The organism is Okeania sp., from assembly GCF_035285525.1.
Classification (GTDB): domain Bacteria; phylum Cyanobacteriota; class Cyanobacteriia; order Cyanobacteriales; family Microcoleaceae; genus Trichodesmium.
This window is the reverse complement of sequence record NZ_JAYKGW010000090.1, coordinates 18,879-43,557: the sequence shown is the minus strand read 5'-3', so window position 1 is coordinate 43,557 and position 24,679 is coordinate 18,879. Positions and strand designations below refer to the sequence as shown.

The 24,679-nt window shown below is 36.6% G+C and carries 18 protein-coding genes; 6 read left to right on the top strand and 12 right to left on the bottom strand.

All coding sequences use genetic code 11. From position 1 onward, the window contains the following. Positions 1-372 precede the first annotated feature (372 nt). Positions 373-858: an ankyrin repeat domain-containing protein gene (locus VKJ25_RS08735; RefSeq protein WP_324236239.1), complete on the bottom strand. Its 486-nt coding sequence runs from the start codon at positions 856-858 to the stop codon at positions 373-375. A gap of 171 nt (positions 859-1,029) precedes the next feature. On the opposite strand from VKJ25_RS08735, the gene VKJ25_RS08730 reads away from it, so the two are divergent. Both VKJ25_RS08730 and VKJ25_RS08725 read left to right on the top strand, forming a co-directional pair. Further along, positions 1,030-2,433, top strand: coding sequence for a glycosyltransferase family protein (locus VKJ25_RS08730; RefSeq protein ID WP_324236238.1), 1,404 nt, complete (start codon positions 1,030-1,032; stop codon positions 2,431-2,433). Positions 2,434-2,717: 284 nt separating this feature from the next. After that, positions 2,718-3,947 (top strand): SGNH/GDSL hydrolase family protein, encoded by a 1,230-nt coding sequence (locus VKJ25_RS08725; protein ID WP_324236237.1) that lies wholly within the window; start codon positions 2,718-2,720, stop codon positions 3,945-3,947. Positions 3,948-4,186: 239 nt separating this feature from the next. Here VKJ25_RS08725 and VKJ25_RS08720 read toward each other — a convergent pair whose 3' ends face one another. Then, positions 4,187-5,350, bottom strand: a complete 1,164-nt coding sequence (locus VKJ25_RS08720) for a patatin-like phospholipase family protein (protein WP_324236236.1) — start codon at positions 5,348-5,350, stop codon at positions 4,187-4,189. A gap of 912 nt (positions 5,351-6,262) precedes the next feature. On the opposite strand from VKJ25_RS08720, the gene VKJ25_RS08715 reads away from it, so the two are divergent. Both VKJ25_RS08715 and VKJ25_RS08710 read left to right on the top strand, forming a co-directional pair. Continuing rightward, positions 6,263-7,990 (top strand): succinate dehydrogenase/fumarate reductase flavoprotein subunit, encoded by a 1,728-nt coding sequence (locus tag VKJ25_RS08715; protein WP_324236235.1) that lies wholly within the window; start codon positions 6,263-6,265, stop codon positions 7,988-7,990. 450 nt (positions 7,991-8,440) lie between these two features. After that, entirely contained in the window at positions 8,441-8,755 is a 315-nt protein-coding gene (locus VKJ25_RS08710) for a hypothetical protein (RefSeq protein ID WP_324236234.1), read from the top strand. A 419-nt stretch (positions 8,756-9,174) separates the two neighbouring features. Here the strand turns inward: VKJ25_RS08710 and VKJ25_RS08705 are convergent, their stop codons facing one another. Next, entirely contained in the window at positions 9,175-9,423 is a 249-nt protein-coding gene (locus VKJ25_RS08705; protein ID WP_324236233.1) for a hypothetical protein, read from the bottom strand. 340 nt (positions 9,424-9,763) lie between these two features. On the opposite strand from VKJ25_RS08705, the gene VKJ25_RS08700 reads away from it, so the two are divergent. Beyond that, positions 9,764-9,913 (top strand): hypothetical protein, encoded by a 150-nt coding sequence (locus VKJ25_RS08700; RefSeq protein ID WP_324236232.1) that lies wholly within the window; start codon positions 9,764-9,766, stop codon positions 9,911-9,913. 15 nt (positions 9,914-9,928) lie between these two features. After that, positions 9,929-10,522 carry a Uma2 family endonuclease gene (locus VKJ25_RS08695; RefSeq protein WP_324236231.1) on the top strand — a complete coding sequence of 198 codons (594 nt, stop codon included), beginning with the start codon at positions 9,929-9,931 and terminating at the stop codon, positions 10,520-10,522. A gap of 130 nt (positions 10,523-10,652) precedes the next feature. Here VKJ25_RS08695 and VKJ25_RS08690 read toward each other — a convergent pair whose 3' ends face one another. From VKJ25_RS08690 to rsmH, 9 genes are all read right to left on the bottom strand, one after another. Further along, positions 10,653-12,092 carry a phosphoglucomutase/phosphomannomutase family protein gene (locus tag VKJ25_RS08690; RefSeq protein ID WP_324236230.1) on the bottom strand — a complete coding sequence of 480 codons (1,440 nt, stop codon included), beginning with the start codon at positions 12,090-12,092 and terminating at the stop codon, positions 10,653-10,655. A gap of 671 nt (positions 12,093-12,763) precedes the next feature. Then, positions 12,764-13,495: a GTP cyclohydrolase I FolE gene (gene folE / locus VKJ25_RS08685; protein ID WP_324236229.1), complete on the bottom strand. Its 732-nt coding sequence runs from the start codon at positions 13,493-13,495 to the stop codon at positions 12,764-12,766. Positions 13,496-14,085: 590 nt separating this feature from the next. Further along, a complete protein-coding gene (gene accA, locus VKJ25_RS08680) occupies positions 14,086-15,060 on the bottom strand; it encodes an acetyl-CoA carboxylase carboxyl transferase subunit alpha (protein WP_324236228.1) in 975 nt (324 codons plus the stop codon). A gap of 647 nt (positions 15,061-15,707) precedes the next feature. Then, positions 15,708-16,952, bottom strand: a complete 1,245-nt coding sequence (locus VKJ25_RS08675) for a M16 family metallopeptidase (RefSeq protein WP_324236227.1) — start codon at positions 16,950-16,952, stop codon at positions 15,708-15,710. Between the two features lie 1,168 nt (positions 16,953-18,120). Continuing rightward, positions 18,121-18,750, bottom strand: coding sequence for an HAD-IA family hydrolase (locus VKJ25_RS08670; protein WP_324236226.1), 630 nt, complete (start codon positions 18,748-18,750; stop codon positions 18,121-18,123). Positions 18,751-19,324: 574 nt separating this feature from the next. Then, positions 19,325-20,251, bottom strand: a complete 927-nt coding sequence (gene queG / locus VKJ25_RS08665) for a tRNA epoxyqueuosine(34) reductase QueG (protein ID WP_324236225.1) — start codon at positions 20,249-20,251, stop codon at positions 19,325-19,327. A gap of 601 nt (positions 20,252-20,852) precedes the next feature. Next, complete coding sequence (locus tag VKJ25_RS08660; RefSeq protein WP_324236224.1) at positions 20,853-21,284, bottom strand: ATP-binding protein; 432 nt, start codon at positions 21,282-21,284, stop codon at positions 20,853-20,855. Positions 21,285-21,289: 5 nt separating this feature from the next. Next, the gene (locus VKJ25_RS08655; protein ID WP_324236223.1) at positions 21,290-22,942 is read right to left on the bottom strand and encodes a SpoIIE family protein phosphatase; all 1,653 of its coding nucleotides are present in this window, start codon (positions 22,940-22,942) and stop codon (positions 21,290-21,292) included. A gap of 202 nt (positions 22,943-23,144) precedes the next feature. Beyond that, the gene (gene rsmH / locus VKJ25_RS08650; protein ID WP_324236222.1) at positions 23,145-23,996 is read right to left on the bottom strand and encodes a 16S rRNA (cytosine(1402)-N(4))-methyltransferase RsmH; all 852 of its coding nucleotides are present in this window, start codon (positions 23,994-23,996) and stop codon (positions 23,145-23,147) included. Positions 23,997-24,679 lie beyond the last annotated feature (683 nt).

Here is a 24,679-nt window from a genome sequence, read left to right as displayed (position 1 = left end):
AAATGACGGCTATTTTAAGTTTTTATTAATAAAGAAATGCTTGGCGTTCGCGGAGCGTGGCGTTAGCCGTATCGCTCTCTAAAAATTATACCTATCGCTCGGTTTACCAGTAACTATATATAGTGTCTTGGTATAAGTTATCATATTTTAGTTGTTTAGGCGATCGCTTCAAAAATTATAGTTATCGCTATATTTGGCATGTGCTATATATATTGTCTTTGTGTAAGTCCTGTCTATATATAGTACCTTTGTGTAAGTCCTGTTGATTATTAATTATTCGGTAAAAGGTTTGATATTTAATTAGCCAACCCTAAATATAGCCAAGTGTAAGCATTACACAGGAAATGCTTACAGCAAAGTGTATGGTAGGTATCAGTGAAACAGAGTTCTATCGCGCACCTTATTGAGCAACTCCACTACATCCTGATGATCTTCCGAACTTGCCCAAATTAAAGCCGTCCATTTATTGTTATCTTTAGCTTTAATGTTTGCTCCTTTGTCTAATAAAGTTTGCACCACATTAATATGACCACTACCAGCAGCGATCATCAAAGCAGTCAATCCAAAATTAGTAGCAGCATTAACATCAGCTCCAGCATCTAACAACAATTGCAAAATTTCTAGGTTGCCACTAGCAGCAGCACCCATCAAAGGAAACCAACCATCATTATCATTACTGTTGACATCTGAACCAGCAGTTAATAATTTTTTCACCATTTCTACATGGCCAGTTTCGGCAGCAGCAATTAAAGCAGTTGAACCCTCGGAGTCTTTAGCATTGACATCCGCACCCCCACTCAACAAGGTTTCAACTTGAGAAATATCTCCAATTTTAGCAGCATCTATTAATTCTGTCATTTAATTTTCTCCTATAATTTATAGCAACATGAAATGATTTGTGAGAAAAAACTGTAGGGGTTGGGATACCAAATCCCTCGGTGCTTGGGTTGGGATACCAAACCCCTACGATAAAATCTTACAACCTATTTAGGATTGCTATAGTTTCATTTAGTAAGTATATTATTAGATATGGAAAAAGTTGATATTGTTATCCTCTCCAATGGTCCGGGAGAATTAATTACCTGGGTAAGACCTGTTGTCCAACAGTTGCGACAACAGACAAATATAGATATCAGAATTTCTGTTATTCTTTCCCCTTGTCCTCATGCTACTGGAAAAGAAGTAGCGATCGCTGGTTCCTATCCAGAAGTAGATCGGGTACAACCTCCTGAATATTTTTGGCGGTTTTTGCTCTGGGGTCAGACGGCAGAAAATTGGCATTGGTATCCTCAAGGGGTAGTTTTATTTTTAGGAGGCGACCAATTTTTTACGGTGGTGGTAGGAAAACGTTTGGGTTATCGCACTGTTGTTTATGCTGAGTGGGATGCTAGATGGTGGCGCTGGATAGATAAATTTGGGGTGATGAAGCAGGAAGTCGTTGCTCAAGTGTCTCCAAAATATGCTGATAAATTTACTGTAGTGGGAGACCTAATGAATGAAGTCAGAAATCAACCCACCCCTAACCCCTCCCAGGAGGGGAAGTCAGAATTTGTAGGGACGTTGCATGCAACGTCCCTACAGGAGTCAAAATTCAACCCACCCCTAACCCATCCCAGGGGGGAAAGTCAGGAGTTGGAAGTTGGAAGTAATTTTTTGAGCGGTTCAAAAGATGAGGGTGGTCTAGAGTTAATTGGGTTATTGCCTGGATCGAAACCTACCAAGTTGTCTTTAGGTGTACCTTTAACTTTAGCGATCGCTGAACACATCCACAAAATTCGTCCGCAAACTAAATTTATAATTCCTGTTGCTCCCACCCTTGACTTACCTACTTTAGCCAATTTTGCCGATCCGCAAAAAAATCCAGCAGTTGCCAAAATGGGTGGTGTGGGAGCAAAATTATTAATGCCTTCCCAGGAAACAGAGAGTGGGAAAATTCAAAATGCAAAACTGGTGACAACGGAAGGAGTAGAAATAGAATTGATCGCCCGCACTCCTGCTTATGATTTACTTTCTCAATGTCGCATTTGCCTGACTACTGTTGGTGCTAACACCGCTGAACTTGGTTCCTTAGCAGTACCAATGATAGTTTTATTGCCCACTCAACAATTAGATATTATGAGAGCATGGGATGGTTTACCAGGATTACTGGCAAATTTACCAGGAGTCGGTGCTGCTTTTGCCACCATCATTAATTGGTTTGTGGTGCGCAAAGGACAACTATTTGCTTGGCCGAATATTTGGGCAAAAGATGAAATAGTACCGGAGTTGATGGGAAAACTTCAACCAGAAATGGTAGCAGAATTGGTGTTAGACTTTTTGAGTCATCCAGAAAAATTGGCAGAAATGAGCGATCGCCTCCGCAGTTTGCGAGGTCAACCAGGTGCAGCCCAAAAATTAGCAGAAATTGTGTTATTATTAGCTGCTGCATTCTAATGGTGGTGCATCATCATTATTTTTGTGAATATCCTAGCATCTTGCTCCCGTACTAAATATTCCTTACTTCCTTGCCAAGTATTCTTTTTTATTGTATAACATCACTATGCAGGACGACCTGTTATTAACAGAAGTTAAACACTACTGCTATATATAGCTTATCATTTGGTCATAATTCCCAATATAGCTACTATAATTAGTGTCGTTGTCTAAATCCTGATTAATGTAAGCTAGAAAAATCTTACTTTTGAATTTTGAATGCATGAATTTTGACTTAATAAACTATGGCATTAACAATAAACGAACTATTTGACGAACAATTCTATCTCGAAAACAATCCAGAAGTAGCCGCAGGAGTTGCCAATGGTACGATCGGTGATGCTTTTTCCCATTTCATTGAAGTTGGTCAATTTGAAGATCGTGACCCCAGCGCGATTTTCAATACTGACTTTTATCTCGCTACTAACCCAGACATTGCAACTGTTGTAGAACAAAATATTCTCACTCCAACGGAACATTTTATAAATTTTGGTCAGCTTGAACAACGAGACCCTAGTGCTTTAATTAACACCAGTTTTTACCTAGACCGCTATCCAGATATCGCCGAAGCAATAGAGAATAGCACACTTACTGCCACAGAACACTTTCTCAAAAGTGGTCAATTTGAAGGTCGATTGCCACGTTTGTTATTTAGCGATATTTATGTATTTGGCGATAGTTTGTCTGATACAGGGAATGCTTTTGCAACTACTGGGGGTTTGTTGCCCGAAAGTCCTCCCTATTTTAAGGGGCGTTTTAGTAATGGTCCCCTATGGATAGAAACTCTTGCATCTCAGTTAGAATTAGAAGCTAACCCTAACCTTAATTTTGCATTTGGTGGCGCAACTACAGGAGTTGACAACTTTCTCAACAATTCACTACCAGACGGTACACCTCCACTATTGCTAGGTTTACAAACACAGATTGATGAATTTATTGCAGAAACTCCAGCCACCGATCCAAATGCTTTATATGTTATCTGGGCAGGAGCAGGTGATTATTTGACTGGCGGAATAGATACACAGTCAACTGTTGATAATCTATCAATAGCAGTAAATAAACTTGCCAGCATTGGATCCAGAAATTTTCTTTTACCGAATTTACCAGACTCAGGAGCAGCTCCATTTTCGCAAACTCTTACTCCAGAACAACAACAGGGATTAACTTTATTAACTGAAGGTCATAATAGTGTCTTAGCAGCAACTTCTCAAATATTGGAACAAGACCCAAATATTAATATTATTAATCTTGATATTGGAACTTTATTTGATAACGCAATTGCTAATCCTGGTGATTTTGAGTTAACGAATGTCATAGATAATTTCTTAAATTCTGGTCTGGATAACGTTGATAATTTTTTATTTTTTGACAATGTACATCCTACTGCTAATGTTCATAGTGCGATCGCAGATACAGCGATAACATCAATTACAGAAATTAACGAATTATTGAGTATTGTAGAAACTTCTTTGTGAGGAATCCAGGACTTACACAGAAACCGGGTTTACAGCAGTTTTCATATCAGTAAACCACAGTAGGGACGTTGCATAAGGGCGTCCCTACAAGATTTTGCTTATGACGATATGGTTCATCGAGAGTGAAAAGCGCTGTATGGCTACAGTCTTGTGGCTAAAACTAGAAAAGTCCTTGATAAACCCGATTTTTTGGTGGCTTGGTGTAAGTCCTGCTCTCCAAAAACTACTGAAATTTTTAGCTAGTCAAAGCGATTTTTAAAATGTTGATCGGCATCCCTCTTATTTTTCTCTATAAAATCGTTAACTAAATCTTCTAACTTCCATTCTTTATTTGTCATGTCTGTAAAATCCAAACTTTTAATACAGTCTTTTTGCTTTTTGTAGGTTTCAACTAACTTCTTAATTATACCAGGATCGTCTATGGGTAATGCTTCTATATTAAGATTAACACGTCTATATCGTTGATGTGTAGTTAAACCTAATATTAATTGTCTAGTTACTGCTTCTTCAAACTGAGCAGGAGCTGCTAGAAAAATATCAGAAATTTTGTTTGCCCAATCAACAAGTCCCCAACTATCCACTGTTTTATAGTCAAATGAAAAATCAACTTTCCCTGTTCCGATAGAAAATACAGAGATATCAGAAAGGTCAAGAGCTGGCAGCGCTGGATTAGAATTATCTTCTTGAGAATTTACTCGCGTTTTCGTATACATAGCATGAGTTATTGCTGCCAGATCGGGGTTATTTGCAGCTACTCCCCCATCTATATAATTTTGTTCTCTTCCACAGCTATCAATTAATTTATAGGGAGGGAAAAAAGTAGGCGCAGCAGAAGAACATAGACAAAAATCTGATACAGACTTATATGTAAACCATTCAGGTTCACCACCTTCTTTGTATGCAGCATTACTAGCAAAATATTGTGTATAACCACCTGTGGTATTATAGGCAAGAATCAATAAAGTTGGTGATTTTGGCGATTTTTCTACATCTAAAAGGCTGGGAAGTTGGTCTGTTTTGCGATCGATTAAGTCGTTAGAAAAAACTAATTTTTCTTGGAGAAGTTCTTTTAACCCTTGGTTTGAATATCGAGTAAAAGGAATTAAATATCCACCACCACCAGGAATAAGCTTTCGTAACTTTCGTTTTATACTAGAAAATATTTGATTGCCATTCTCATCATAAAGTTTAAACAGCTCGCTTGCTTTTAAACCAAGAGCAATACCTGCTGCTAATATCGATCCTGTAGAAGTTCCAGCCACTAGATCGAAGTATTCTGTCAAAGATTTATTTTCTTTTTCTAAAATCTGCTGCTCTACTTGTTCGAGAATCTTTGCTGATAAAGCTCCTCTCATACCACCACCATCTAAACTAAGGATTCTAAAAGGGTATTTTTCACTCATAGTTTTTCTTCCTGGTAATTTTTTTATTGGGGTAAATAACTAATAACTATTAAACCAGCTTTTTGTATAAAAAATTATCCAAATCAAGATTTTTTTAAGATTTAATTGACCAAATCTAGGTCGAAAAAAGTCTTAGACAAGCGATCGCTCCACACCTATTTACGAAGAAATCTATTAAGTTTTTTAATTAAAAGGGAACAGGGAACACTTAACTAGAAAAAGAAAGAAATAATTGATAATTTCTCGATCAGATTAGAGAAATATAATAGTAATTTCCAATTAATTTGGTTTATGGACTTATACAATTAATTTTGCATAAGCACTTAAGATTTTTATACACAAATAAAATAGGATTACTATATAGCAATTCCCAACAAGCGCGAGGTACAGTTTTCTATCCCCCCTTTGAAAGGGGGGAAGTGAACAAAAAGTCCCCCGATGATGCGCTATCCCTTATAAGGAACTCCTGAAACCCTGATGATGGGGGGATGGGTATAGGGGGAGATGGGGGGAGAAAAGCCTCTAGTTAAATACTTCACTCTCCGGGAATACCCATCGAATGGTAAATACATAACTTGTCAATAATGCCCAAGTTTTATGAAAAGAGAAAGATGTTTATAAAGCATAGCGCGTGAAAGGGGGGAAGTGAACAAAAAGTCCCCCTTTCAAAGGGGGATTTAGGGGGATTATCAATGTACCTTACAAGAAAAGGGAAATGCTATATCATAATAGTTACTCATAGAAAAAAACAACTTAAAAACATTTATTTTCAAGTCATGGGAAATAGACCCTACTTTTAAGATTTTTTTTAGATTTCATTAGTAAAACTCCTAGTTTAATATAGTTTAATTAAGGTGGGCAATATGCTCACTTTTTTATGAAACAGAACCAAAATACCTGATATTTACCTAAATGCTAGAACACGACATAATTATAGTTGGTGGCGGACTTGCTGGTTGTCGCGCTGCTGTAGAAATAGCCCGCAAAAACCCTAGTTTAAATGTGGCGATAATTGCCAAAACTCACCCCATTCGTTCCCACTCCGTCGCTGCTCAAGGAGGCATAGCAGCATCCCTCCAAAATGTAGACCCAGAAGATAGCTGGAAAGCCCACGCCTACGATACAGTAAAAGGTTCCGACTATTTAGCAGACCAGGACGCAGTAGAAATTTTAGCCAAAGAAGCACCAGATGTAATCATTGACTTGGAACATTTGGGAGTATTATTTTCCAGGTTGCCAGATGGTCGCATCGCTCAACGTGCTTTCGGCGGTCATTCCCACAACCGCACCTGTTATGCTGCGGATAAAACTGGTCACGCTATTTTGCATGAGTTGGTAAATAACCTCCAGCGTAATGGGGTAAAAGTATATCAGGAATGGTATGTGATGCGTCTGATATTAGAAGACGGTCAAGCCAAAGGTGTGGTTATGTATCATATTTTGGATGGGGAAATAGTTGTACTCCGAGCCAAAGTGGTAATGCTTGCTACTGGTGGTTATGGTCGAGTATTTAATACCACTTCCAATGATTATGCTTCCACTGGCGACGGTTTGGCAATGGCAGCAATGGCAGGTTTACCTCTGCAAGATATGGAGTTTGTGCAATTTCATCCCACAGGTTTATATCCAGCAGGAGTTTTAATTTCTGAAGCAGTGCGCGGTGAGGGTGCTTACCTCATAAATAGTGAAGGCGATCGCTTTATGGAAAATTATGCTCCGAGTCGGATGGAGTTAGCACCCAGGGATATCACTTCCCGTGCTATTACTTTGGAACTTCGTGCTGGTCGCGGAATCAATATGGATGGTAGTGCTGGCGGTCCGTTTATTTATCTCGATCTGCGCCACATGGGGCGGGAGAAGATTATGAGTCGAGTGCCTTTTGCTTGGGAAGAAGCTCATCGTCTTGTTGGTATTGATGCCGTCAACGATCCGATGCCAGTACGTCCGACTGCTCATTATTCTATGGGTGGCATTCCTACTAATACTGATGGCAGAGTTTGGGGGAGTGCTGATAGTTTGGTGGATGGATTATTTGCTGCCGGGGAATGTGCTTGTGTTTCTGTACATGGGGCGAACCGTTTGGGTAGTAATTCTTTGTTGGAATGTGTGGTTTATGGACGACGAACTGGAGCAGCGATCGCTGATTTTGTGGAGGGTCGAAAGTTACCTGATATTGAGGAAGAACGTTATGTACAAGAGGCGCAGTCACAAGTTCAAGAATTGTTAGACCGTTCTGGAGAATATCGCATTGACTTTTTACGGCAACAATTTCAAGATGCAATGAGCGAGCATTGTGGTGTATTCCGTTCCCAAGATATCATGGAGCAGGGTTTGAAAAAGTTGGAGCAGTTCCAGGAACAATATCAGCGGGTTTATTTAGATGATAAAGGCAAGTCTTGGAATACAGAAGTTATTGAAGCTTTGGAGTTGCGGAGTATTTTTGTTGTGGGAGAAACAATTTTAAGTTCGGCGTTCAATCGTCAGGAAAGTCGAGGCGCTCATAGTCGGGAAGATTTTCCCCAACGAAATGATGAGCAGTTTTTACGGCATACTTTGACTTATTATTCCTCAGCAGGAATTGATATTAGTTATCGACCTGTAACAATAACTATGTTTGAACCCCAAGAGCGGAAGTATTAAGTATAGCGCTACGCGCTAGGGAATAGGGAATAGGGAACAAGGAATAGTTTAATTTGAAAGGATAGGATTTCAGGATTTAGAAATGTCCTAACCTCAATCGATAGTGCTATAACTATTAGCTTTTTTTCCTCTAATCTGTAGGGAAGTTGCATACAACTTCCCTACTTTCATGCAATAAAGCCTTTCCTAACTATAACAAAATACAGTGTAGAGTAGGTAAATTTTTATTGTCTGTCATACTGATAAAAAACAGTAGATAAACCTCAATACTTCCACTCATAACTCTAAAATTTTAGCAATAGATAATGATTAAAATTTTAAACTTTAAGTAACAAGCTAACTTTTTGAATGCCAAAAGTATTCAATTATCCATTATCCATTGTCAATATTTCTTCAAAATTATGATATAATAGTAAAAGTTTCCAAAACATTTATGTTCACAGAATTAAGATGACAAAATCTACATATCCCCCATTGGTTTTAGAACCAGAACAGTACGACACCCTACTCCAGTTAGCGACTCAAAAACATCAGACAGTCTCTGAAGTCGCTGTGGAAGTGGTACGTCTGGGATTAGAAACCCTTAAACAAAAAGATACAACTTCTCATGTGCGAGATCGCCAACCTCAAAAAGCTTTAGAATGCTTAAATTCCCTCCGAGCAGAAATTCAACAAACTCATGGTATCTATTCTGGCGATCTAGTTGCGGAAATCAGAAGCGAACGAGAAGAGCAGATAGAAAAAATAATTACAGGGGAATTATGAAAATTGTACCGGACTCAAATATAATTTTGGCTTTGGCTATCCCCCTACCCTCTATTCAGTTATCAGTTATTAGTTATCAGATCAGTTGAGGTTTGAAACTTATCAAATCTTACTTTTGAATTTTGAATTTTGACTTGTCAAGGAAGGGAATGGCTATCGGGAAAATATCTTCCGAACAAGCGATCGCTGCACTACTCTCAATCAGTCTAGTAGGATGTGTTTTGCTGCGCAACATGAAAAGGCGAACTTCCGTAACGCACCACTACTAATTCAAAAGTCCAGTTAAGAAATTGATTGCCAGCTAATCTATGGGATTGGTTACGCTTCTGTAAAGACGGTGCGTTACGCTCCGCTAACACACCCTACTGGACTAGACTAATATAATCAACAACAACATTCTCCCAACCTCAAAATTTAAGCTAGAACCAACAATAACTCCCTGCTTCCACCCTACCAGGCTGATATCTTCCACCTTCTTCTCCACATACTCTTTTAAACTTCTCTAGCAGTTTCAAATTATGCAAATACACCCAGTTACCACTTTCCCTGTAAGAAATGTCCTCTGAGTTAAATTTTTTTATAAAAGAAGCTTTACCTGCAAGGGCGACAGGGGCACTAGACAACCACAACAAGGTTGCTCCTATCTGTACAGCAAGAATCTTTTTCATTTCCTATCTCCTTAGTTTTTTTGTTTGTAAGTCTATCCATATAAATAGACAACGGTAGATACCATAGCATCAATTTATCACATTGACAACAGGTTGCTAGATACCTTGCTACTTCTAAATTTTAGTCTAGTAGAGTGTGTTTTGCGCAGCGATGCGTCTCTACTTTCTATTTTCTAGAGATATTTATTAGAGAACTCCAAAAATTAAAAATATAATCAATTATTATCCAGAAATCATTAATTACTCTCCTCTATTGCCTGTTCCCTGTTCCCTGTTCCCTATTTTCTAAAGATATTTATTTGCTAAAATAAAACAACTCAAATGTTACAGTCAAATTATTATGGTAAACTACAATCAATTACTCGACCTACCATCAAGTGACGAATTACCAGATTCAGACGACAAACCCGTAGACCATGAAATACAAATCTTAATTCCTAACCTACTCAGAATAATTTTAAATCGCTTATGGCGCGATCGCTCTGATTGATTTTTTGGCATAAATATGGGAATTTACCACACCACTGGATCAAATCCTAGAGTTGCTATTGTTCCTGATGCTTTCCTCAGTGTGGGAGTTCCCAAACTAAAAAATGATAAATTGCGCTCCTCCTATATTCTTTGGGAGGAAAATTATATTGTTCCGATATTCGTATTAGAGATTGTTTCTAAAACTTATGGCGACGAAGACGAGCAAAAAATGACTGATTACGCTCGGTTGGGAGTATTGTATTATGTTATTTATAACCCAGACTATTTCCACCGAGACAAACATGAGCGTTTTCAGGTGTATCGTTTGTTCAATGGAACATATCAACGTTTACCAATAAATCCCGTATGGATGCCAGAAATAGGTCTGGCGATAGGAACTGAAGTTAATAATTATTACCGTTATCAACGAGAGTTGTTGTATTGGTATGAGTCTGAAGGTAACAGGTTTATGACCCCAGAAGAGGAAAAACTTCAGGAACGACAACGATTTCAACAGGAGCGACAACGAGCTGAAAAACTTGAACAAGAAGCTCAACAAGAGCGGCAACGTGCTGAACAATTTAAACAAATGTTACGTTCCCTTGGTGTCGATCCAAAACAGTTGTAGCTGTAGATCAAGTCATATCAAATGATTTGTGAAAAAAACTCTAGGGGTTTGGTTTCCAAACCCTCACCATCAAATTTACAATCTATATACCTTTCCTAGCTCTTGACTCCTGACTCCTCGACACATACCATTAAATACTATTTGCCCAATTTTTCGCCCATTCCAAAGTTTGCTTCACTTTCTGCATATCCGCAGCTTCACAATAAAGTCGCAAAACAGGTTCAGTACCACTAAACCGAATCAATAACCAACGACCATCAGCTAACCGAAACTTATACCCATCTATAGTCAAACAATCAACCACTTTTTCTCCAGCAACCTCCGTCACAGGATTATTTTCTAACTCCTCCAAAAGTCGCGATCGCACTTCCATATTAGGCAAAGGCAAATCTATCCGATCGTAAACGGAACTAAAACCTGTCTTTTCTTGCAACTGACGATAAATAACACTCAAATCTTCTCCAGACATCACGACTGCTTCCAATAAATAGAGTGCGGACAATAAAGCATCCCTTTCTGGAATATGAGTACCGTAACCAATACCCCCAGACTCTTCACCACCCACAAGCACCTGAGTTGACAACATTCTATCAGCAATATACTTATAACCAATAGCAGTTTCAAATACTGGCATCTTGTATAACTCTGCTACTTTCGGAAATAGATCAGAACCACTAATAGTCTTCACCACCTCCCCACTAAACCCATGTCTAGTAGTCAAATGTTCAATCAAAATGGGAATTAAAATTTGAGAACTGAGAAAATTACCCTCACCATCGACAGCAGCAATGCGATCGCTATCTCCATCAAACACCAACCCAATAGCTAAACTCCCTTCATTTGCTGCTCGATAACTTTTAATTTCCTTAAAAAGTTTACTCAAATAACGGGGTAAAGGTTCGGGCGCTCCCCCATCAAATAAAGGGTCTCTATTACCATTAACTTCTGTAACTTCTACATCCAATATTTGTTGTAAACCTCCAGCCGCAGCACCGTGCATTACATCTACAAAAACTTTTAATTTTCCTTCATTAATAGCCGACTTAATCTTCTCAATCTCTACCATTTTTTGCAGAGTTTCGCAATAACTCGGCCAAGGATTAAAAGTTTCTCTTTTACCTTTTTCTACCCCATCTTTTTCAGTTTCAACTGTTAATAAACTTTCTATTTGTTTAGTTATTTCGGGAGGTACCGAACCACCAAAAGCGCCCTTAACTTTTAATCCTAAATATTTTCCTGGATTATGACTAGCAGTCATCACAATAGCCCCCAGAGCCTGTTTTTGAAATGCTGCCAAACTAAAAGCAGGAGTAGGAGCGTAAGCATCGGTTAATAAAACATCAAATCCTGCATTTTGAATAGCTTCCGCAGCTACTTGAGCAAATTCTTCAGCCATAAAGCGACGGTCATAGCCGACAATTATTGTTTTACTATTATTAGTAGAATCTGCATAATTTTTCTCTAAAATTCTAGCCGCAATAGGAGCTACTAAAGCAACTCTTTCAAAAGTAAAATCATCAGCTATAACACCGCGCCAGCCATCTGTTCCAAATTTGATTGGTTTAGCCATATCAGAAATCTCTTGATGTGTATATTTTTTGGTTTCAGTTATTTAGTTTAAATCTCAGCCTTTCATAATCAAATCCGGATAATTAGTTGATGAAAAACTTTGTACTTTCTCACTCTATTTTTTTTCCTTTTGCCGTTTATAGTTATAGAAAAGAAGGGAAAAAATAACAAAAGTTACTAAAAAGAACTCAGGAGTCGGAATTTATTAATTACAGGACTAAAGCCGTGTGAACCCAGAAACCCGGCACGAGCCTAGATATCTATTGCTCAAAACAACAATTTATCTTAGAAACCGGGTTCCTCCCGTGTAAGTCCTAAATTAGTAAATGTCGCAGGACTTACACGGGAGGCACTAGATATGGAGTACCGATGCGTTACGAGATAGGCTTTTCATATCGCGTAGCGTTTTCCTGACGGAATGCTTCGCTTTCCATGTCCGCTCCAGCGCGGAAAACGCACCCTACGGATAGCGTTAATGCGTAAGTCCTATGTAGCTTAAAGCAGTTTTCAGGTCAATAAACCACGCTCAAAAAATGATAATCCAGTAGGGACGTTGGATGGAACGTCCCTACTATCGTTTATTCAAATGAAAAGCGCACTTTATAACGCACCAAAACTCTATATAGGGTATTGGTGCGTTACGCTACCGCTAACGCACCCTACTAATAGCTATTAAAAGAATGAGGGTTGATGGCGAATTAAATTGAAGTATTCCTCTCTAACTTTCTGATCTTCTTCAAAAACACCAACCATTGCACTGGTGACAGTCCAAGAACCAGGTTTTTGTACCCCCCGCATTACCATGCACATATGAGTAGCTTCAATCACAACTGCTACACCCTTTGGTTCTAATACTGTTTGGATTGCTTCAGCAATTTGACGATTTAGCCGTTCCTGAACTTGTAATCTACGAGAATACATTTCCACAATGCGAGCTAGTTTGCTTAATCCAACTACTTTTTGATTAGGAATATAGGCTACATGAGCTTTTCCCATGAAGGGTAGCATATGATGTTCACAAAGACTAAACAGATTAATATCTCTAACTAAAACCATTTCGTTATGACCTTCATCAAAGATAGCACCATTCACAATTTCTTCTAGGGATTGATTGTAACCACCTGTCAGGAACCGCATTGCTTCTGCTACTCGCTTCGGAGTTTTGAGCAATCCTTCTCGCTCAGGATCTTCTCCTACTGAAAGTAGCATTGTTCTTACTGCTGCAATCATTTCCTCGTTGCTCTCTTCAGCAGGAGGTTGTTGCACTATTGAATGACCATTGGATGAGGAGTTACGGTCAGGTCTATAGGCAATTTTACCATTTCCATTTGTACTAGCAGTCTTCAGACCATTGAGACTAAGTGTTTTGCTAGGATTGGAACCGTTAGAAAAAGTTTGAGTCATATTTAGTAGATCCGGAAAAGATTTCAAAAAAGCAGGTTATATCCTGACCTAACTTTTGCTAGGCCATTTAGCTAAGAGCTTTAATTCTTTACTGATTGGAGGTAATCAATTTTAGTTATTAATTAGCAATGAACTATAATTATGAGAATTTACCAATTTCTCTACTGTAAGTTTGATACCAAGGAGAAATTTATTTTCACAATTCGTCAATAACTATAAAATCAGGTAAATTTCTGTTTGAGTTGGTATCAGGAAAGCATTGATAATTTACTGTGCAACTATATTGAAAATTTTATCATAGTCAAGTTGTTTAAAATTGATCCCCATTAGTTTTTTAATTCTAAAAAGAGGGAATTAACAAAATCATAAATAACTTGGTACTAGATTCACTGAAATTATAACATAATTTTTTGTAGCAAAACGTAACAAAAATATTGCACCAGAAGGACAAAATTTAAGATACAATTTTTAGGTTAATTAACTACTATTAAGTAATAGTAACATCCTCCTGGAATTAAAACTTCCTCTACACAGAATTATCAAAGATAATCTATTCCTATTCACACTGTATAATTGCGATCTATGATATTTCATGTTTCCACAAATACTCCTATAGAACGGAATTTTTGATAACGCTGTTTTCGACGTTGTTGCCCACTTAGTTTACTTAATTCATCTAGATTTATCATTATGGCCTTTTTCAGATTCTCTGCTGCTTGCAGGGGGTTAGCATGAGCGCCACCGTTTGGTTCTAGAACTACATCATCAATAATTCCTACATTTTTTAAATCCCAGGAAGTTATCTTCAAAGCTTCTGCTGCTTGAGGAGCTTTGCTAGCATCTTTCCACAGAATAGCTGCACAAGCTTCAGGACTAGCAACTGTATATATAGAATGCTCTAGCATCAGCAGCCGATCGCCTACTCCCACACCTAATGCTCCACCTGAACCACCTTCTCCAATTACTGTACAAATTATTGGTACATCTAGATGGAACATTTCTCGTAGATTATAGGCGATCGCCTCTCCTTGTCCTAATTTTTCAGCTTCTATACCTGGCCATGCACCAGGGGTATCAATAAATGTTATGATTGGCATTCCAAAACGATTGCCATGTTCCATAAATCTAATTGATTTTCGATATCCTCCTGCTGAGGCCATACCAAAATTACGAGCTACATTATCTTTGGTATCTCGTCCTTTTTGATGACCAATAATTACTACAGGTTGGCCATTTATTCTTGCTAATCCTCCTACTATTGCTGGGTCGTCACTACCGCCGCGATCGCCATGCAGTTCTATCCACTCATCACAGATGGCTTGGATATAATCAAGAGTGCTTGGTCGTCTGGGATGGCGGGCCAATTGTAGTTTTTGGACAGGGGAAAGACTACTAAAAATTTCTTGACGTAGTTGAGTTGCTTTTGCTTCTAGTTGATGAATTTGGTCAGAAACATCTACATTATTGCAATCTTTGGCTAGTTCACGAATCTGATTTATCCGGTCTTCTAATTCTGCCAGAGGCTTTTCAAAATCTAATAGAATTTTACGTTCTGATTTAGGCACACAGATTTTCTTAATATTAAGTTATATAATTACGTCTATAAGTGTAACACGTTTGACTAAGTTTGTTACTAAAGTACAAAATTCATGGCTAAAATCTGAAAAAAGCAGTATGGAGAGGGTGGGACTTATAGGGGTAAGGTTCATTAATGAATAATGGATAATGGACAATGGATCATTACTTTTCCCTAAAAGATATGGTCTACCCATAAGTCTTGAAATCCTTGTGCCAATAAGGATAGCAGGGAACAGGGGAGAAAGGAAAAAGAATGATAGTAGCTGAGTAAAATTACTTGATTTATCGAAAAAATGTAATTTGATATACTTTGTTTCTAGCTAAAAAGCAAATCATTTAAAATAACACAATTTATCTATTTTGTCAAGTTTTATATTAGATGAAGATGTGGGTAATGGATAGGTAGGGGTGGGTTTCTCAGTTAAGTTAACGAGCATCTAGAAATTAGATAAACCCGCCCCTACTGTTGATGAAAAATATTGCATTACATCATTGGGGGCGGGTTTAGTTAAATTTGAGTTAACCACGGAAGTCTTTGCTTAAACCTGTCTCTACTAGGCTTTTTTTTCTTCAGTCCGAACTACTCCACAACCCATAAAGTATAACAAAAAACCATCAAACTTGATATTACTAATCACTTGATCTCTGGTCCGACAATTGAAATATAAGGTTCTATAAAATACTTATTAGCAACTTGTTGTGCTTCAACACTCGTTACCATTGCCAAATTTTCCTGGAACTTACTATCAAAATATATTCCTAAATTTAAGACTTCATACCATCCTAAAATTTGAGCAATTTGTGAATTTGTTTGTTTACCCAAAGCATATTGACCTAATAATTTATTTTTACAAATTTCTAACTCTTCTTCACTAAGCAAATAATTAACTAAACGTTCTACTTCTGTTTTTAATCCTGCTTCAGCGAGGGCTGTATTTTCTGCTGCTGTACCTATATAAACTGTAAAGTTTGAGATATGGAAACGGGTAGGATAAAATGCAGAAACATCATAAGCTAAACCTTTTTTTTCTCTTAATTCTACAAATAAACGACTTGATAAACCATTTCCCAAATAAGTATTAAGTAATTTTAGAGGAGCATAGTCAGAACTACTAACATTTGCTGCTAAATAGCCAAGCATAATAATAGATTGTTGAGTTTCTTGGTATTTTTTTGCTATGAAAGGTTGAGGAGTTATTGTTGGTAAATTTAAACTTGGTAAAGGTGTAGTTGGTGGTTGCCAATCTCCATATATTTCTTCAACTAAAGAAATAGCTTTTTCGTTACTAATTTTCCCTACTATAGATATGACTATATTATCTGGACGGAAGTAAGTTTGATGAAATTCTTGAATGTCTTGGCGGGTGATTTTAGATACTGTATTTTCTCTACCTAAAGTTGATAAAGCATAAGGATGGTTTTGATACATCATTTCTCGTAATTGAGAGAATGCTACCGTAAAAGGTTGTTCTTTTTGAGAACGAATACTTTGAATAGTTATCCTTTTTTCTAATTCAATTTCTGTTTCTGGAAAGGAGGGATATCTGATTATTTCTCCTGATAAGTGAAAGATATCATCAAAGTCTGCTGATACAGTTTTTATACTTACTAAAAAATAATCTGCTGTTGTATCACTTCCTAATCTTGCTCCTACTGATTCAATTTTCTGAGCAATTTCTAAAGACGATAATTTGTCTGTTCCTTTTGTCAAAACTGCTGCTAATAAATGGGAAATTCCTGATTGTTTTTTCGCTTCATAACGACTACCTATTCGCAAGAATATTTTGGCTGATACAATATCAGCAACCATATTTTCTGTTGTAATTACAACTATGCCATTATTTAAAACTGTTCGATTTATTTTTGTTTGATTAATCATTGGGAAAATAGGGAGTAGGGAGTAGGGAGTAGGGAGTAGGGGAGTATAAAAACAACTGTACCTCCATAACTTGAGAAACGCTGTATTATAACAATTCCCATAATTCATGCTATACTTGAGTAACACTTCAGTTATTCATTAATTAGCACTCGCTCTTTGACTTTTTTCCTAATTTTGGCTATGAATAATGTGAATTATTCTTGTTTTTACTTTCCCCCACTTCCCTACTCAATAAAGCATAGAAAAGCTTTTCAGAAATGGTATTACTTAATCAGGATTTACGCAAAGGTACTACATATAGATTTAAAAAACTATAGCACTATATCTATGGTTATGCCTAAGTCCTGTTAATAACTAAAGCATAGACAAAGTATACCATTATTCAGGGGAATTAGTGTCATAAAAAGGAGCAAGAAGTAGAGAAATGGACAGTTATTAGTTATCAGTTATCAGTTATCAGTAGACAGTGAACCTCCGACTAAAGTTGCAGGCTTGAAATACTGAGTTAAATATTTTTTCATCCCCTTAAAAGAGGAGACACATACCCTCATTTTTTGGTAAGGCAGATAAAAACAACTGTACTTCAAGAACTTGAGAAACGCTCTATTACTTAATCAGGACTTACGCAAAGGTACTACCTATAGAGTCAAAAAACTATAGCGCTATAGTTTTAAGCACTATATCTATGGTTTATGCGTCAGTCCTATTAATAACTAAAGCTCCGAAAAAGTATACCATTATTTTGAGGAATTGGTATCAGAAATTTGACAAAATGTTCCAGATTCGACTGTCTTGTGAATAGCGCTCTAGCATTTAAAAATTTAGAATCATTTACCAGTATTTACTACTTCCTAACTTTTAGTAGTAAATGTTTTTTACTCAAAAATTTCTACTTACTATAGCAATCCTAAATAAGGCTTACTGATTAAATTTAAAAGTATTTATAGATAAATATTTTATTATTTTTAGGTGTATAAAAAGTGCCATATTTTCGCTCCTTAAAGGTAAAAAAGTTAGTATTTAGGCAAGCAAGATAGAGGCAAAAAAAAATGTAAGAGAAAATTTTTCTGATTTCTCGGAAACCTTGTACCTCCTTTATAACTCTCTCCAACTCTTGACTTTTAACTAATCCCTACTCCCTACTTCCTACTCCCTTAAAATAAGATTGCTATAGTTTATTAATTACTTCAATTAATTCTTGAGGTTCATCAACCAAAGCATCTGGTTTATATTCTGATAAAGCTTCTCTAGAATTAAAACCCCAAGTCACAGCTATTGCCTTAACTTTAGCTTTTTTTGCAGAATTAATATCTCTAGTTTCATCTCCAACATAAACTATTTCTTCTGGCTGAATATTCTCAGATTTAGAGTATTTTTCAATAGCTCTATGTTTACTAAAAAGTGTTTTACTGGAAACTATAAAATCAAAAATTAACAAATCATATTTTTGTAAAACAAGTTCTACATTATCTAGAGCATTAGAAGTAACTATCCCTATTGTATAACCTTCAAGTTTAAGTGAAATTAAAACTTCTTTAATTCCAGAAAATAATCTCACATTATTAATTTCTTTTTGAAACTCTGTTCTGATTTTTCTCAGCAAAAAAGGTACTTTAAACAGAGAGATTCCTGACTCTTTAATAAGTTCTATAGGACTTAATTTTTCAATTTTTTTGATTTCTTCTTTCTTTGTTTGTTTATATCCAAATTCAATTGATAGACGATTTGTAATAGCAAAAATTAGCTCGAAAGTATCTGCTAATGTACCATCAAAATCAAAAATAATTGTTTTTATCATTAGAAGGAGTAGGGAGTAGGGAATAGTTAAAAGTTAAAAGTTAAAAGTTAAAAGTTGAAGGGAGTTGTTATAGAACCCCTAAGCGTATCTTTGCAAAAGTAAGGATTAGGAGACAGGACTCAGGAATCAGGAAACAGGAGTTACGAGATTAAGTTAGAGAATAGGAAAAAAAGTATAAAAGTACCCCCATTATGCACCATTTCCTTAGTGAGGATTAGGAGACAGGAGTCAGGATTCAGGACTCAGGAGACAGGAGTTACGAGATTAAGTTAGAGAATAGGAAAAAAAGTATAAAAGTACCCCCATTATGCACCATTTCCTGATCTCCCCTACTCCCATACTCACCTACTCCACAGCTAATTTTATAGATCCGCTTAGGGGTTCTATAGAAGAGGTACTCGGATGACAGATAAAGCTTTTAGCATTTTTAGGTCAAAAAAGTTCAGACATATTAGCACAAAAGGCTCACTAGAACAGAAAAATTAAGATACAATTATTCTATAACTTCTATCCCTCTTGACTTTGTACGGACGTTGCATAAGTCCCTACCTACTCCCTAAACCCTAATTAATACTTATTCAAGATTAGCACGAGCATTTCTTTGCAGCATTTCCGGTTTAATACGTCGTAGTGCAGAAGCGGTAAATTGCTTATTCCAATCTTCTTCTGATATTTTCGCTAATTTTGTTAACTGAGGTGCTAAATTATGAGGATATGGCTGAAAATCATTAACATCTGTCTCTTGAGCAAATCTTTGATTCCAAGGACAAACATCTTGGCAAATATCACAACCTGCCACCCACCCTTTTAAATTTGACTTAATATGTTCTGGCAAGTCTGAATTTCTATTTTCAATCGTATGATAAGCAATACAAAGATTTGCATTAACAACAAAAGGTTCTACAATGGCATTAGTTGGACAAGCTTCCAAACAACGAGTACAACTACCACAATGTTCAGTATGGGAGCGATCGCTTGTCAACTCCAGGTTCGTCAGTATCTCTCCTAAAAATACCCATGAACCATATTCTCTAGTAATCACATTAGCATTTTTCCCGATCCAACCTAATCCAGCTTGCTGCGCCAATGCTTTTTCCATAATAGGGCCAGTATCTACATAATAGCGGGTTAAAATCTCTTTACCTTGCTCTTGTAACCAGTGTGCCAAAGCTTTTAACTTTTTTTGCATCACTTTGTGATAATCTCTACCCCAACCATAGCGAGAAATTTTACCAATTTCACTATCTTCAGAGTGTTTATGTGGTGTATAATAGTTGAGGGCTACACAAATAATAGACTGTACCTCTGGCATGACCCCCTTTAAATTTTGACGTTTGGAGCTGGCCATCCACTCCAGGTCTGCTTGATAACCTTTATGCAACCAACTTTGCCATCTATTTATTTCTGACCCAAATTCATTAGCTGAAGCTATTCCCACTTTATGAAATCCTATTTCTAAAGTTTTTTCTTTGATTTGACTACTGCTAATAGGAGATTTCATTAACCTAATTTGTTTTTAAAACCAAACTTTCCTCAAGATTCTTCTTATTATATACAACTAATTTTAAATAAAAGAATATATATAAAAATAGCAGTCTCTTTTATTCATCTCAGTTAAAATATTAAATTATTTATTTAAGTTGCCTATGTTGATTTTATCAATTCCATATTTCCATTTCCCAGGTACTCAAAAGCTGACTAATAAGTTAAGATATTAACCCTACCATTTCTAAGGTAATAAGCATTTTTTTTTATAATAGCAGTAAAAGGAAAGAGCGCAGACATTTATAAACTATGAAATCCTTTAACAGCATCCTATCCTATTACCAGTTAAGTTTTCCCTAGGGTCTAGCACTCTATTTCAATTATCAAGTTTCAGTCTTGCATACTAATAACCAGTAATTGAAATTCCTCAACACTTAATAATGAGAGATATGGAAAAAAAGACTGCAACTCCAGAAAAAATATTTTTAGCTTGTTAGAATTTCAGCAAATATTTTTACCTAAAAATTAAGGTATAAATTATCTCCATTTATCGAAAAAAAAAGGAAAAAACCTTTTAGCCAATTCTATTGTCTATCAACATAGGTAATTATTAATTATTAATTAGCTTTGTCTGGCATAATCGCTTCCAACTTGAGACAATTTCTACCATCTCCATCTATGTGTAAAACATATTCTACACTATCCATTAGTCTATTAATAATCAACCACCCATAACCACTTTCTTGTTTGTCCTCTGGTGTCGGTGGATTATAATCTCCTGTCTGATAACCTTGACCATAATCCCAAATTTCTAAAGCAATATTACGGTCTTTAATTTCTAAACGTATTAAAACTGGTAAATGAGGTTTGTCCTTATGAGCATGACGGATTACATTGGAGTAAGCTTCAGCCAGTACCAAGCGTAAACGGTTGGATTGACGTGGCCAATCAATATCTTCTCCTAGCTCTACTTCTAGACTGCTTAATAACCAATTTTCAACTATAGTTAGAAAATTTAGTTTGCTTGGTACTTGAAGCTCGGTCTTCATAAATTTTACAGAACCTCCAGAGATAGTATGGTTTGATCGTCTTCTTGAACTTGATTATCGGCTCGAATATAGGCCAATAATTTATCGAGGTTTAATTGGTCTTTATGCTCCTTTAAGAGTCTCCATAAACCTTCTTGTTGCAACATGACACGAGTTGTTTCCCTACCATCAGCAGTTCCTTGAACTACCGTAGCTTCTGTGATTCCATCACTTGTGAGTAGGAATACATCCCCTGATTTTAAATCTATCGTACCTGCTTTTCCCCTCCATTTTGGTAATATTCCTATGGGAATGCCACGTTCTTTGAGAAAACTTGGTTTTACTTCCTCGGAATCTTTTTGTAATGAGGTTTTAGACCAAACTAAGGGATATATATGGCCAGCATTTGCATAAGCTAATAATCCGGTTTCTGGTGTGTAACGAGCTAAGACCATTGTAATAAAGCAATTGTTACTAATCAAATCGTCTGCCAGAATGCTATTTAGATTTAGCATTACTTCATAGGGGTCTGGGGGATTTTCTTGAGAAAGTTCTCGTCGCATGACCGAAATAGCACTTGCCATGAATAAGGCCGCAGGTACTCCTTTACCAGAAACATCTCCTAATGCTAACCAAATATCTCCTTGAGAATGAGTATAAACTTCAAAGAAATCACCTCCTACTTCTCTAGCAGGATAGCAACAACCTTGTATTTTGACTGTTTCAAACTCCGGCCAACTTTGACGTAATAAGTTGCTTTGGATCTGACGAGCTACTTCTAGCTCATTACTCATTTGTTCCGCTAGTTTTCTAGTCTTTTGATACAGTTGGGCTTGGGATAATGCCAAGGCTGCCTGAGATAGTACACTTTCTATAAGATCAACATCTTCAGTAGACCAAAAGTTATGACTATTTTCTTGATTAAGGGCTAAAACTGCTAATAAATCTTGCTGATAAATTAGAGGGATGATTAATTTACAACTACTTTTATCTGAACCTTCTTCAAAGTAGGTTTGAGGATTCTGCAATATTTCCAGTAGTAGTTCTTCGGAGATGGGAAACTCGTTGGGAGAATTTTCAGCGCTCTGATAAGAAAAAGGCTCAGACATGAGGCGATTACCTACTACTGGCCATAATTTACCTTCTGTAGCTGCAAAAGTTCGTCCTACTGTTTCTACTATTGTGGATAACATACTAGAGTAATCTAATGATTCTCTAATGGCACTCATTACTTCATTAAATATTGACTCTCGTCGCAAAGCCAAAGTTAAAGTATTGGTCCGTTGCTTAACTACTTTATAGGTTTCTGAAGCTTGTTGAACTACTACTTTTAGTTCTTCTGGATTCCATGGTTTGGTGATATACTTAAATACTTTACCCGAGTTGATAGCTTCTACCAAATCTTCTACATCTGTGTAGCCTGTAAGTAGAATCCGAACTGTGTCTGGAAATTTTTCTAAGGTTTTGCCCAAAAATTCTGTGCCATTCATTTCTGGCATTCTTTGGTCAGAGATAATCAGTGCCATTTCTCCTTCTGCTTCTAAAACGTCCATTGCACTGAAGGCACTATCTGCTTTATAAACTTTAAAGTCTCGCCGAAACGTCCTGTACAACAAATCTAGGTTGTCTGGTTCGTCATCGACTACCATCAATTTTAGTTTCGTTTCTCGCCGACTCATGCTATAATCTGACTCCCAGAAAAATTTTTAATTCCTATACTCTCATATTGGCTGTTAATGTATTTGAAAACAAAATATTTTTGCTTTACAAAATAAATAACATATAGATATCTTGAATAATTAAAAGTTAAGTCAATTATTCCACATAAATTATCAATTATTCTCCTCTACTCCCTCTTTCCTCAGAACTTCTAGTATAAATCTAACAATACCTTTCTGCCAATCTTAATTTAGCAGAACGTGCCCTTGGATTCATAGATATTTCATGATCTTGAGGTTGAATAGGTTTTTTTGTCAATACTTGCAAAATAGACGAATCTCTTAGGCCATGTTTAACTAAACGATCCTCTAAACTATGAAAGCTAATCATTCCAATTCTACCTCCAATCTTGAGCCAATTAGGAGCTTTTTTCAGAAAAATTTCTAGGCTAGAAAGTTCTTGATTAACTTCTATCCTCAGAGCTTGAAAAACACGGGTTGCTGGATGTATTCTAGCATAACGGTATTTGCGGGGTACAGAGTGGGCGATCGCTTCTGCTAACTGGGTCGTAGTTTCAAAAGGACGACTTTCTACTATTTTTCTAGCTATACGTCTGGATAGGCGTTCTTCCCCATAGGTATAAAAAATATTTGCTAATTTGGTTTCTTCCCAGTGATTAATTATTTCGGCTGCTGTTATAGTTTGTTGCTGATTCATCCGCATATCTAATTTCGCCTCATACCGAAAACTAAATCCACGTTCTGGAGTATCCAATTGTACAGAGTTTACTCCTAAATCGGCAATTATACCATCAAATTGAATATTTTCTGGTTGATAATTGGCAAAGTTGCCGTGCCAAAATTCGATATTAGAGTTTTCATGGACTAATGAGGTTTGGCAGTTAGTGATCGCTTGTTCATCTTGGTCTATAGCTATTACTTTAACATCTGGAGCAGCAGCTAAAATCAACTGAGTATGACCACCATATCCCAAGGTTGCGTCTAAGTAGATACCTCCTGGACGGATAGCTAAACCTGAAATTAATTCATTACTTAAAACTGGTATATGGTTCATTTCAGTTATCAGTTATCAGTATTTCTGGTTGTTTGCGCAGCATGACCTAGGAAAACATTGGCATTGAAATACTGAAGTTTATTTTCTCTTAGTTTATTGGAAAAGGGGAGACTTTAGACCCTATTTTCCAGTTAAAATTTAATATTATATTATGCAAAAGTTATTTCAGTTATCAGTTATCATTATTTCTGGTTGTTTGCGCAGCATGACCTAGGAAAACATTGGCATTGAAATACTGAAGTTTATTTTCTCTTAGTTTATTGGAAAAGGGGAGACTTTAGACCTAATTTTTTCGCTCAAAACTTATTATTATATCATAGAGTTTTCCATAGATTGTCAGATAAACCAGCCCCATAATATAAGTCGCGTCTCAGGGCTATGCTTGACCCACATCTTTCTTAACATTTCTCAAAAAGCAGGGATTAAGCATTAGGAAGGTCAGAAAGGGCGGGATATGGTAAATAGCATAGATGCTGGCAAAAGTCAAGCCATCTGCTGTTTTTAAATCTCGAAACCATTAACTAATCAGGCTTTCAAGATTGTAAATAATTAGGGCTGGCTGATTAAATCTAAAAGTATTTACTGGTAAAGGTTTTAGGCTTTTAAGATACTGAAAAAGTAGCAGATTTTCGCCTGATTAGAAAAAGTGAGTATCTGGGTAAGACTTTTTCAGCAAATCCTAA